The organism is Bacillus sp. FJAT-44742, from assembly GCF_002797315.1.
GTDB classification, from domain to species: domain Bacteria; phylum Bacillota; class Bacilli; order Bacillales; family Marinococcaceae; genus Thalassorhabdus; species Thalassorhabdus alkalitolerans.
This window is the reverse complement of the sequence record NZ_KZ454936.1, coordinates 3,606,685-3,618,134: the sequence shown is the minus strand read 5'-3', so window position 1 is coordinate 3,618,134 and position 11,450 is coordinate 3,606,685. Positions and strand designations below refer to the sequence as shown.

The window sequence follows — 11,450 nt, the reverse complement described above, 5'->3', positions numbered from 1 at the left end:
AACTTCTCCCAAACCTTCAACACTTACGTTAGAAAACTTAACATACTTTTTCTCAAGTGAACATTCTATGTTCTTCTATCTGCCACCAAGGAATGTTACTATCGTTTTATGCAAAAGAAGTATCACACATATATTGATCCAGGAAAGGTGGATGACCAAATGAGTGATTTTTCTCATTGGAATAAAGAGGGCAGACCAAAGATGGTTGATATCTCTCATAAAGAAGAAACGAAGCGGACAGCTCTTGCCCAAAGTACAGTATCTATTTCCGAAGAGCTGTATGAAAAGGTTCAAAAGGGCGGCATAAAAAAAGGGGATCCTTTGCAAGTTGCTCAAGTAGCAGGAATCATGGCAGCAAAAAACACACCAGACCTTATTCCGATGTGCCATACTATATTGCTGCAGGGAACTGATTTCACCTTTGAATATCAACAAACTGAGCAAGGGTATGATTTACTTATTACTGCTGAAGTAACATGCAAAGGTAATACTGGAGTAGAAATGGAAGCCTTAACTGCTGTATCTGTTGCAGCCCTTACTTTTTATGACATGTGCAAAGCTGTGGATAAATCAATGATTATTAAAGAGACACATCTGGTGGAAAAAAAAGGGGGAAAGAGCGGAGATTTCTATCATCCTAACCGTTCGTAAAATACTGGCAAAACACTTCAGCTGTGCAGAATACTGGATGTGTTTTGCCTTTCTTTTTCTATAATTTTCTCCCACTCGTCCTCCAGCATGCTCATTTCCACCAAAGTCCAGTATTCATTTTCAAACCTTCGAAAATCTCTTTTTCTTCCTTCCTCAATAAATCCCATCTTTTTATAACAAACTAGCGCCTGTTCATTAAAATCCCACACTCCGAGACTGATTCTATGTAGGCCCAGACGATCAAATCCAAAGTGAATCGCTTCTTTGATTACTTGTTTTCCGTATCCTAATCCTCTGTACTTTTCATCTATAATAACCTTGCCTATTCTCGCGGATCTGTTGTAGCGATTGACAGCACCAATCGATAAGTGGCCAATCACTTCGCGGGTATTATTTTGAATGATTTTAAACACATAACGAGTACTGTCTGTTTGGTTTGCCTCACTTATATATTCCATCAGCTGCTCTCTTGTAAGGGGATAAGAAAAAGTAGGCCCTGCCCACTGCATAAGAAAGCGTGGAGAACAGGCCCATTTCATTACTATTTCAATATCATCTTTACCGAAATACTCCATTGTTATCATCCACTTATTACCCCCTTTGCTTCATACGCGAAGAATGATATAAGTCTTCTGTTGAAAAAAGCATGGTCCACTCTCCTAAATCCTTGCCACCAATGGTAATGGTGTGTCTTCTTATAAATTTGGGTTCAAGCTTTTCGTAAAAAGGCATGTTAGGATTATCCACGAGGGCACGAATAATGAGTTCCTTCCAATTCCTTTCCAAAAATGCTTCAGAAATAGAATACACTAAACGCTTTCCTACCCCTTGTTTTTGACATCCCTCATACAAATAAAGTGCAAATAGTTCTCCATCAGTCTCTTCCTCTTTGGGAGCAGGCCCTCCCAGAGCAAAGCCTATAATCCTATTATCCTTCATTCTGACCGCTACTCTTCCGATGTTCTGTGCTAAAGGGAATTCTTTGATGAGACGTTTCCACCAGTCCGTTCTCTCTTCAACATGTAAGGAATCTAAATATGAGGCAGGAATGATTCCTTTATAGGTGGTTTTCCAGCTATCTATATGGACTTTTGCAATTTCTTTCTCATCACCTGGTTTCATTGGTCTGATCTCATAGCTCTCCATCCCATTCCATCCTCTCTGCAGGGTGTCTTTAACCACTCATACCATATGATCTTCTATTATAAACCTTAAAACCCTGGTTGACTAAAAATCTCCTCGCCTGTCAAAAGTAATGGCAGAGATTCTCTGGTCGGTTACAAAAAAAAGAACACCGAAAGCACATTTGCTCGCAGCATTCCTTGGTTTGTAGTTATAGTTTTATATAGTAAAAGATTTGGAAAGGAGCAGACCGGGGGCCCGCTTTCCGGCAGGCCCCACCTACCCCATTTCTTAACTTTTAGATATACAGATATACAGAGTCGTCATCAACATCTACTTTGTACGTTTGCACGCAGCCTTCATCAGGTCCTTGAACCATTCCGTCATTAACACATACTTTCCAATCATGAAGGGGACAAAATACATTATCACCGCTGACTATACCTTGAGATAAAGGACCGCCTTTATGGGGACAGCTGTTTTCTATTGCTTTGATTTTCCCGCTCTTCAGCTTAAAGAGAGCGATGGAATGGCCTTCAATAACCACTTCTTTCCCAATACCTTCAACCACTTCGGATACATCTGCCACCTTCAGTTTGTTCACTTCTCCTACCTTGCTCATTATCTGTCCCCTCCTTATTGTTGAGTAACTTGTACGTTTTTGTTTTCAAAGAGTTCTTTTCTCTTGGCTTCATCCTCGACAATATCCTTCCATGGATCTTTAAGAGGTGATAACGCAACTTCCATCCGCTCGATTAATGCTTTTCGCTCCTCTTGGTCATCCATTACAACGGAACGGATATGATCAAGTCCTACACGCTCAACCCAGTGAGACGTTCTTTCGAGGTAACGGGCATCCTCTCTGTAGTATTGTAAAAATGCGCTGATTGTATCTAGTACTTCTTCACCCGTTTTCACTTTACAAAGAAGGTCTCCGCCGCGGAGATCAACCCCGCCGTTACCTCCAACATACATTTCCCAGGCACCCTCTACGCCCACAATTCCTATATCCTTGATGCCTGACTCTGCACAGTTACGCGGGCAGGCTGATACAGCCATCTTCACTTTGTGAGGGGTATTTAGACGCTCGTATTTTTTCTCAATTTGCACCCCAAGTCCAATGGAATCCTGTGTTCCAAAGCGGCAGAAGTCTTCACCTACACATGTTTTTACAGTCCTGATCGTTTTCCCATATGCATAGCCTGAAGGCATGTCTAAGTCGCTCCAAATACTAGGAAGATCTTCTTTCTTTACTCCAAGCAAGTCGATGCGCTGCCCGCCTGTAACCTTCAGCAGGCCTACTTTGTACTTATCAGCTACATCAGCAATTTTTCTCAGCTGGTCTGAGTCTGTCACCCCGCCGTACATTCGAGGAACAACTGAGTATGTCCCATCATTTTGAATGTTGGCATGGACTCTTTCATTAATAAAACGGGAAGTATGGTCATCCTCATACTCCAGTGGTTTCACCATACCGAGATAATAGTTGATGGCAGGACGGCATTTTGAGCACCCTTCATCATTTTTCCAGCCTAGAACATTCATTACTTCACGGGTGTGAGTAAGTCCTTTTTCTTTAATTTCTTCCACTACTTCTTCATGTGAATAATCAGTACATCCACAAATCGGCTCTTTCTGGTCAGCACCAGCCACTTCATCACCAAGGGTAAGTGCCAGAACATCGTTAACTAACGGTTTACATCCTCCACAGGAGCGAGCTGCATTTGTATATTGTTTAATTTCTTCTACAGTTGATAAACCTTGTTCATGAATGGCCTGGACAATGGCACCTTTGGAAACCCCGTTACACCCGCAAATCGTTTCTTCGGCTGCCATAGATGCTACTGGACTTTCTGTAGCTGCAGCTCCGTTTTCAGAAGGAAGAAGGGCAACTTTGTTCATTTCGGAGATGTCTTCTCCCTTTTTCATCATGTCAAGAAGACGAGGGGAATCTGAAGTGTCACCAAACAGAACGGCTCCAACCACTTTATTATCCTTGACTACTACTTTTTTATAAATTCCGTCAAATTCATCGTGTACTCTGATCGCACGATATCCTTCTTGATCCTGAAATTGCCCTGCTGAAAACACGTCTACACCGGAAACTTTTAATTGAGTGTAAACAAGAGATCCCTCGTATCCAGGCTTTAGCTTGCGCTCTTTATCACACAAATGCTCTGCTAACACTTTTCCTTGTTCATATAATGGAGCAACGAGCCCATAAGCTATACCGCGGTGTTCTGCACATTCTCCGACTGCATATACATTTTGTGCGCTCGTTTCCATATAATCATTGATTACAATAGCACGGTTGGTTTCAAGCTTTGTTTTTTGAGCTAAATCAATATTTGGCTTTATTCCCACAGCCATGACCACAATATCGGCGTCGAGAACCTGGCCGTCTTTAAAGCGTAAACCTTCTACATTTTCTTTTCCTAGAATACGTTCAGTTTGTTTTCCCATGTGGAACCGCATTCCCTGGCTCACCAGTTCTTCTTTAAGCATCCGAGCAGCAGGCTCATCTAGTTGACGCTCCATTAAGTGATCAGCCAAATGAATGACGTCAACCTCCATATCGAGATTTAACAAACCACGGGCTGCTTCCAAACCTAATAATCCACCTCCGATAACAGCTGCTTTTTTGTACTTTTTAGAAGCTTCAATCATTTTTTCACAGTCTTTAATATCACGAAATGCCATCACGTCTTTTTTATCTGCTCCTGGAAGAGGAAGCATGAATGGATTTGAACCGGTTGCGAAAATTAAGTGATCGTAGGAAGCACTAATGCCGCCTTCACTATAGACAACCTGTTTTTTCGTATCTATTTCTACTACAGGGTCTCCGACATAAAGAGTAATATTGTTGTTTTTATACCAGTCGTAATCATTGAGAACAATGTCGCTTACACCTGTGTCCCCTTGAAGCACAGAAGAAAGTAAAATACGGTTATAGTTTGGGTGGGGTTCTTTTCCAAATACAGTAATTTCAAAGCGGTCTGGATTTCTTTTTAAGATCTCTTCTAAGGTTCTTATACCGGCCATACCGTTTCCTATGAGTATCAGTTTCTCTTTCACTTGTCATCCACTCCTCTTTCCTTCTTTTTTCTGGAGAATAAAAATTGTCAGCTGCTCGCCAGTTTCAGTGTCCTGTCTTCCACAGAATAATTTATCTATTCTACATGCATATTTAACGAGTAAAAAAACAAAGCCTCTGAACCTTTCTCACCAGGATTATAGAATTCACCTGCCCCTTCTATTTTCATTAGGCTTTTGCCGCTTGAGATAATGAGCTTTCAGCAGTCAGCCATTCAGTAAATTCTTCTTTGCTGCTAAATACTAAGGAGATAGGCACCCCTTCCCTTTTCACTAGCTCTGCTGTCTCTTTTCCTATACAATAAACAGATAAATATTCACCTGCCTGATCAGCGTCTATTCCTTGCTCTTTCATAAATTGGAGAAATGAGTGGGCCGAATTACAATCTGATAGAAGAAGTGTATCTGCATGTCCGTCATCAATCAGACGATGAAGCGTTTCTGAAAAGACTGATGCGATTTTCTTCTGATGTGTTACAGCAAATTCTTTGTTCATCGGACTAGATAATGAGAATCTGTCTTCCTCCCGGCCTAAAAATAAAGGTCTCTCCATTTTCATCCTGTCTCCTAACAGGCTTGATTGAATTCCATATGTTTGAAGCTCTTCTTGCACCTTAGAATCAACTGTGTAAACAGCTTGCTGTACTTGTCTTACATCCTTGCCTTTACGTCCAAGACTCTTGATAAAGATTGAGATACTTTCTTGAGAAAGGAAAACTAATTCCTTAAAACTATCTAGCTTTGACAAATAGGAGGTGTCTTTTCCTTCTATTACATTTTGACTAGGTTCGTATACATCTAATCTGGCATCAGCAAGCATAGCTTTAAGATAGGAATGGTTATTTCCTTCCGGAAGAATAACACCTTGGCTCACTAAAGTAGAGCGTTCAAACCATTTCAGCTTTCTTCTCAAGCTCACAATGTCTCCCACAAGAGTAATAGCCGGATTGGCTATCCTCTGCTGAACCACTTTATTTGAGATAGTAGAAAGAGTCCCTTCTACTGTTCTCTGTTTGCCAAAGGTTGCCCATTCTACAACAAGTACTGGTGTTGTGGAAGGCTTCCCGTACGTAATGAGCTGTTCACATATATAAGATAAGTTCTTCATTCCCATGTAAAAGGCGATCGTATCAATTCCCTTTGCCAGTGAGTCCCATTCCAGCACAGGCTTACCATGTTTATCCTTGCTGTGACCGGTTACCATTGCAAAGGATCCACCAAACTTCCGATGAGTAACAGGCACCCCTGCATACATAGGGGCTGCAATTCCAGATGTGATCCCCGGGACAATTTCATAATCAATCTCATGTCCTGCCAGGAGTTCTGCTTCTTCGCCCACTCTTCCAAATACTGATGGGTCTCCGCCTTTAAGCCTTACAACTTTCAGCCCGCGCCTTGCATATATCAGAAGCTGTTTTTGGATATCCTCTTGCCTTAACGTATGCTGGCACGGCTTTTTCCCGCAATAAACTAACTGAGCATCTTCCCTTGTTTCCATCAGCAAGATGGGATGAACCAAACGATCATATACAATTACATCTGCTTCCTGAAGCAGCCGTCTGCCTTTCACTGTCAGCAATTCAGGATCTCCAGGTCCGGCTCCTATAAAATACACAATCCCTTGTTTCATATTTCCCCACCTTTTGGTCTTCATCTTTGTTAGCATTAACGTTTGATGTGAAGTTCTTGATATAAAGTATTGTAAAGGAGGAAAAGTTTGTTTTGTTAAATGGTGTTAGATAACCTAACACGAAAATTCCCACTACTCTCACTCTTATGAAAAAACACTTGGTTGTTGGAGGCTGGAGGGAGTGATTAGAACGATTCAGAATGAAAAATGGTGATCTAAATGTATTCACGAATAATACATACGAATCGTTCACGCTATTAGATACCACCTCAGCTTCTGCTCTTTGCAGAGTTTCCCATTATCCTTGGGTGACGCAAGCCCGAAAGAAAAATAAAAAAGACACCCGCCCTTCTAAGAGGAGGTGTCTTTCAAGAAATTTTCTATTATTAAAGTCACCGGGTTTCCAAAGCTTTCTCAAAAATATACTTCTTTTCAGGTAAAGGAAGCATACAAAAAGTATCCTTTGTTTCTCCTTTTTTCTTCATCTTCATAATAGATTGGCAGAAACCGCATGTATCATTTGCATGAATTAATGGATTTTCATCGGGGAACCAATCCTTTTCTTCTTTTACATAATAACCGTGAAGTTTATAAATCGTCCCATCCTTTAACTTTGCAATTATTTCAAGGTGAGACCCTTGCTGAAGCTCTCCATCATTTGAATAGTTCGTAACGAGCTTTTCCTTTTTCTCTTCCAGACTAACATGTTCAAGCTTAAGAAAATCCTTTAATTCATTTGTCCTCAGTTCATGCCAGCCTTGTGTTTCCTGTCCCGTTTCCCGCAAATAATTCAGATGCTCTTCATACCTTGAAAGGTAGAGATGCACAGGCTCTCTTCCAGGCATACCACTTCCCCCTTTTCCTGCATTTTAACATATCGTTTAATTATGTTACTTTATTATCAATGAACATTCGAGCAACAAAAGAGTCCCCCTTACCAATAAAAAATTCTATAAGGACAGGTGAGTACCATTGTCAAAAGAAATGGATGGAATTAAACAGCTTTCTTATGAAGAGTTAAAAGAGATCTATGAGAAGAGGGATCAGAATAAAATTATAATTGATGTCCGGGAAATAGATGAATATATAGAAGGACACATTCCTCGTATCCCGCTCCTCCCTATGAGCGAAATTGCAGAGAAGGCTGGAGACTTTGATAAAAGCAAAGATCACATTTTTATTTGTCGAAGCGGCCGGCGAAGCCAGCAGGTGGCTCTCTTTTTTCAATCACAAGGAATTACTTCCTATAATTTCTCTGGAGGCATGCTTACTTGGGAAGGACCACAGGAAACGGGAGAAGAAAACATCGTTACAGATGTAAAAGACATCTATAAATAGAATGTGGCACCCTTGACGATTGTAATTTTCCTCTTCACTAATTCCTTCTAGCTCAAGACTTTCGCCATTTTCTATATTACAAACACCTCAGGTGCCTGGCACGCCCCTTGTCTCTCCAAAAAAGAGGACGACCTTTTCGGGATCGTCCTCTTTACCTATTCTAAGATGAATATACTCCCTCGATTTCTGGATGAACCTGCTTGGATACATATTTGTGAAAGGCCCATTCTCCCGCTGCAATAATTACTGCAGAAATAAGAGCAGGGATAAATGGTACTTCCATTCCATAGATTGGGATAGCAGCAAACCAGGTCATAAACAGGACAACAGCAAAGTCACTTATGGTAGCTGTCATGTTATTGGCCTTCCTTAAAATCAATAAATCCCCAACAATATAAGAAACAGCCACGATAAGAAGAGACAATACAATGGTGCTCAGTACCGGGTAGCCGTAAAATCCGCTCAAAACAACAAGTAATACGAGGGCTACCATGGCAATTTTCATTGCTAACGCTTTGATGTGTGCCATAACTCCACCTCCTTGTCACATCACATACCCACTGTTTTCCATATTTAAAACCAAATTTCAAATCTCTTTCCAACTCTTTCTATATTTCTTTAATGTTACAAAAGTATTTTCAGAAATTCAGACATTTGATAATAAAAACGAAAAAAACCTGCTCTCAAAGGGAGGTAGACAGCTACCCGCTTTTTTCCCTCTATTACATAATATTACAAGTGAAATAACAAAGATTACCTTTGTATAACAAAGAGATAGGATGTATTGTACAAGGAGTTTCAGGGTGGTACATTACTCATTGTAGTCATGACAACAACGAGCCAAGCGGTTAATTAAATTATAAATTTATGAAAAAAATAAGGAGGTGTAATCCAGTTTTATAACTGTCAGTTTAGGTTTCTTAACATAGAAAACAAACATAGGGAAAGTTATAAAATAGGATTAAACATATGAAAAAATTTGTGATTTCAGCAGCTTTAGCAGGTGGACTCTTTTTAGCCCCAACAGCAGCGGATGCAGCATTCGGAGATAACACATTACGAGTAGGCATGAGTAACGGGGAAGTTTCTCAACTTCAAGAAACTCTTAAAGAAGAAGGACATTTTAACCACAGTGTAACTGGGTATTTCGGACCAATCACGAGACAAGCAGTAGTCGACTTTCAGCGGGAGCAAAATATTCAAGTAGATGGAGTTGTCGGGCCACAAACATTTGGCGAAATGAACGTGAGCGGAAATGGATCCAGCACAGCCACTTCCACATCATCAAATCAAACACAAGTAGCGGGAGCTTCTACTACTTCTAACGCTACAGGTATTGTAGACACAGCTAAATCATTACAAGGAACTCCTTATGTATGGGGGGGTACTTCGCCAAGCGGATTTGACTGCAGCGGTTTTATTCAATATGCATTTAATCAAAATGGAAAATCAATACCAAGAACAGTGTCCGGAATGTATAATGCTTCTACAAAAGTGTCTAATCCTCAGGTTGGCGATCTAGTATTCTTTGAAACTCGTACGGGTCCTTCCCATGCAGGGATCTATATCGGAAACAACCAGTTTGTACACTCTGGATCTTCCACTGGCGTTACAGTTGCAAGCTTGAGCAACTCATACTGGAGTCAAACTTACATCGGTGCAGGCCGCATATAAATTCAGCTTCATTTCTTTTTCCTTTCCTTCATCCCGTGCTGGGGTGAAGGCTTTTTTATTGATATAATTTCACTTCCCCTTTCTTCTTACACTTAAAACTTCTTTTTTCTAAAAATCTCTCTTAAAAGTAAATATTTATTTGAACAGGCAATCATGCTTATTAAAAATTCAAACTCTCCCTAGCTAGCTTTTTTCAATACCAAATCTAATTTGCAGACCCTTGGAAAAACAAGTCTTCTTACAATAACAGCAGTAGCTTAACAAAAAAAAGAAGCCTCACATTAGTAAGCCTTCCTCACATTTATATAGTAAGCCAGCTGGTTGGTGAACTGGATTCATAGTACACTTTTCCAAATTCTTTTCCTTCTTGTTCTTTCTGCGCGTTAATTAAAACGACTAAACAGTCTTTACAAGAATCGTCCACCCCTGTACAGCTAGCCGTTATCTCTTTTGTATTATCACTGGATGCCCATGATACTTCATGAACGACATGTAACTTTCTACGATGACAGTAAGTCTGTTCCCGGTGTATATCCATATATTCACCTGCCTGTGGGGTTTCTGTTCTATTCCCACTTCTTAACTAAAGAAAACTTTTAAAGGGGTCAAATTATGCTATTTTTTTACATCCTTTAATGCCTCTCCCTCTTCTTCTCCTTGAATTACTGATAGTGAGCCATCCGTCTCCAGCACTACTGCTTTTACATCCTGTAATGAAGGTTGACCATTTGTTCTGACGGCTTGCTTTATTTCATCTTTGTTTATCCTTTCTTTTTTCATAGCTTCTATATTAAAATTCCCTTCATAATAAAGTAATCGAGGTTCCGCTTTAATCATTCTATTAACAGCAGAAAACCTGACAGAGAGCGAGGTGACTATAAATTGCAGAATAATAAGCATGGCTAAAGCCGCCACTCCTTCTGCATAGGTAACTTCTTCATTGAGAAGGATAGTAGCCACCGTTGAGCCAAGAGCTATAGTAATAATAAAATCAAACATATTCATTTTTGAGAGCGTTCTTTTACCTGATATTCTCAGCATGAATATAAGAAGGGGATAAATACACAACGAAATAATAACCACTCTTATGATTCCTTCCCAGTCCTCAAAGAACATGTTCCAACCCTCCTTCTTTATGAATGTGAACCTGATAACCCTTTCCAAAGGAAGACCCCAGAGAGTACCTAAAAAAGAGTAAAGAATGTTTATTGTCTTACTTTATTTACCTTTTTCTCAGACCTAAAACACCTTTACCGTTTTCATATACACATCCCCCTCCACTCTGCCTCTTCTAACGCAATGTCCATTTGTTAAACGGCTTCCTTGCCAAAAATTAATTGTTTAACTGTGCAAAAAAGGTGGAAGAACATGAACAAACCGCACTGATAAACTAGCTCAAAAAATTAGCTTTCCAAAAAAAACACAGGAGGGATAACCGTGTCTAAAGAACAAAAAGGGAAAAGCGGAAGTAAATTAGTAACTGCCATAACAATAGGGGCCCTGGCCGGGGCAGCCGCAGTATTGATCGACTCAAACACTCGCTCTAAAGTGAAGGGCAGCACGACACAAATGAAAGATTCAGTAGCAAAGGTGGCTTCTGATGTAAAGGAAGATCCGGCTGGCACAAAAGACCAAATGATGGACCGTGTACAGGAAGCTACAAATGTACTGAAGGAAGCAGTAGATGGCTTGCAATCTCTATATGATAAAGCAAACGATGAATTATTTGATAAGGTATCTGAAGTAAAAGAAGACACACAGGAAGTTATTTCTTCAGCAAAAGAAGCAGGGGAAGACCTACAGGAAGTGGGAAGCAAGGTAAAGGAAGCAAAAGACGAATTAACAGGGAGCGATAATCAATCAGCTGCAGAAAATAAGGGGGCAGTAAACAATATTACTGACCGCCCTGTTTAATATAGATTAATAGACCAACGTGAAAAGA

At 40.2% G+C, this 11,450-nt stretch carries 13 protein-coding genes; 4 read left to right on the top strand and 9 right to left on the bottom strand.

The features are described from left to right. Positions 1–159: 159 nt before the first annotated feature. Positions 160–651, top strand: a complete 492-nt coding sequence (moaC, locus tag CEF17_RS17955) for a cyclic pyranopterin monophosphate synthase MoaC (RefSeq protein WP_100400685.1) — start codon at positions 160–162, stop codon at positions 649–651. Positions 652–668: 17 nt separating this feature from the next. Here the strand turns inward: moaC and CEF17_RS17950 are convergent, their stop codons facing one another. The 6 genes from CEF17_RS17950 to CEF17_RS17925 form a co-directional block, all read right to left on the bottom strand. Continuing rightward, positions 669–1,235: a GNAT family N-acetyltransferase gene (locus CEF17_RS17950; RefSeq protein ID WP_100400684.1), complete on the bottom strand. Its 567-nt coding sequence runs from the start codon at positions 1,233–1,235 to the stop codon at positions 669–671. 7 nt (positions 1,236–1,242) lie between these two features. Continuing rightward, a complete protein-coding gene (locus CEF17_RS17945) occupies positions 1,243–1,797 on the bottom strand; it encodes a GNAT family N-acetyltransferase (RefSeq protein WP_100400683.1) in 555 nt (184 codons plus the stop codon). Positions 1,798–2,071: 274 nt separating this feature from the next. After that, on the bottom strand, positions 2,072–2,395 hold the full coding sequence (nirD, locus tag CEF17_RS17940; protein WP_100400682.1) for a nitrite reductase small subunit NirD: 324 nt from the start codon (positions 2,393–2,395) through the stop codon (positions 2,072–2,074). A gap of 14 nt (positions 2,396–2,409) precedes the next feature. Further along, positions 2,410–4,848, bottom strand: coding sequence for a nitrite reductase large subunit NirB (gene nirB / locus CEF17_RS17935; protein ID WP_100400681.1), 2,439 nt, complete (start codon positions 4,846–4,848; stop codon positions 2,410–2,412). 187 nt (positions 4,849–5,035) lie between these two features. Then, on the bottom strand, positions 5,036–6,496 hold the full coding sequence (gene cobA, locus CEF17_RS17930; protein ID WP_100400680.1) for a uroporphyrinogen-III C-methyltransferase: 1,461 nt from the start codon (positions 6,494–6,496) through the stop codon (positions 5,036–5,038). 392 nt (positions 6,497–6,888) lie between these two features. Continuing rightward, positions 6,889–7,341, bottom strand: coding sequence for a hypothetical protein (locus CEF17_RS17925; RefSeq protein WP_100400679.1), 453 nt, complete (start codon positions 7,339–7,341; stop codon positions 6,889–6,891). 127 nt (positions 7,342–7,468) lie between these two features. On the opposite strand from CEF17_RS17925, the gene CEF17_RS17920 reads away from it, so the two are divergent. After that, positions 7,469–7,834 carry a rhodanese-like domain-containing protein gene (locus CEF17_RS17920; RefSeq protein ID WP_100400678.1) on the top strand — a complete coding sequence of 122 codons (366 nt, stop codon included), beginning with the start codon at positions 7,469–7,471 and terminating at the stop codon, positions 7,832–7,834. A 160-nt stretch (positions 7,835–7,994) separates the two neighbouring features. Here the strand turns inward: CEF17_RS17920 and CEF17_RS17915 are convergent, their stop codons facing one another. Next, entirely contained in the window at positions 7,995–8,363 is a 369-nt protein-coding gene (locus CEF17_RS17915) for a DUF2512 family protein (protein WP_100400677.1), read from the bottom strand. 440 nt (positions 8,364–8,803) lie between these two features. On the opposite strand from CEF17_RS17915, the gene CEF17_RS17910 reads away from it, so the two are divergent. Beyond that, on the top strand, positions 8,804–9,508 hold the full coding sequence (locus CEF17_RS17910) for a C40 family peptidase (RefSeq protein ID WP_100400676.1): 705 nt from the start codon (positions 8,804–8,806) through the stop codon (positions 9,506–9,508). Positions 9,509–9,809: 301 nt separating this feature from the next. Here the strand turns inward: CEF17_RS17910 and CEF17_RS17905 are convergent, their stop codons facing one another. Next, positions 9,810–10,046 carry a hypothetical protein gene (locus CEF17_RS17905; protein ID WP_100400675.1) on the bottom strand — a complete coding sequence of 79 codons (237 nt, stop codon included), beginning with the start codon at positions 10,044–10,046 and terminating at the stop codon, positions 9,810–9,812. 77 nt (positions 10,047–10,123) lie between these two features. Continuing rightward, positions 10,124–10,624, bottom strand: a complete 501-nt coding sequence (locus CEF17_RS17900) for a DUF421 domain-containing protein (protein ID WP_100400674.1) — start codon at positions 10,622–10,624, stop codon at positions 10,124–10,126. A gap of 321 nt (positions 10,625–10,945) precedes the next feature. On the opposite strand from CEF17_RS17900, the gene CEF17_RS17895 reads away from it, so the two are divergent. Next, complete coding sequence (locus CEF17_RS17895) at positions 10,946–11,422, top strand: hypothetical protein (RefSeq protein ID WP_100400673.1); 477 nt, start codon at positions 10,946–10,948, stop codon at positions 11,420–11,422. The last annotated feature ends 28 nt before the right edge of the window (positions 11,423–11,450 follow it).

Coding starts and splice junctions, on each gene's coding strand:
- CEF17_RS17915 (WP_100400677.1), bottom strand. CDS start 8,363: ATGGCACACATCAAAGCGTTAGCAATGAAAATTGCCATGGTAGCCCTC.
- CEF17_RS17950 (WP_100400684.1), bottom strand. CDS start 1,235: ATGATAACAATGGAGTATTTCGGTAAAGATGATATTGAAATAGTAATG.
- moaC (WP_100400685.1), top strand. CDS start 160: ATGAGTGATTTTTCTCATTGGAATAAAGAGGGCAGACCAAAGATGGTT.
- CEF17_RS17925 (WP_100400679.1), bottom strand. CDS start 7,341: ATGCCTGGAAGAGAGCCTGTGCATCTCTACCTTTCAAGGTATGAAGAG.
- nirD (WP_100400682.1), bottom strand. CDS start 2,395: ATGAGCAAGGTAGGAGAAGTGAACAAACTGAAGGTGGCAGATGTATCC.
- CEF17_RS17910 (WP_100400676.1), top strand. CDS start 8,804: ATGAAAAAATTTGTGATTTCAGCAGCTTTAGCAGGTGGACTCTTTTTA.
- CEF17_RS17945 (WP_100400683.1), bottom strand. CDS start 1,797: ATGGAGAGCTATGAGATCAGACCAATGAAACCAGGTGATGAGAAAGAA.
- CEF17_RS17900 (WP_100400674.1), bottom strand. CDS start 10,624: ATGTTCTTTGAGGACTGGGAAGGAATCATAAGAGTGGTTATTATTTCG.
- cobA (WP_100400680.1), bottom strand. CDS start 6,496: ATGAAACAAGGGATTGTGTATTTTATAGGAGCCGGACCTGGAGATCCT.
- CEF17_RS17905 (WP_100400675.1), bottom strand. CDS start 10,046: ATGGATATACACCGGGAACAGACTTACTGTCATCGTAGAAAGTTACAT.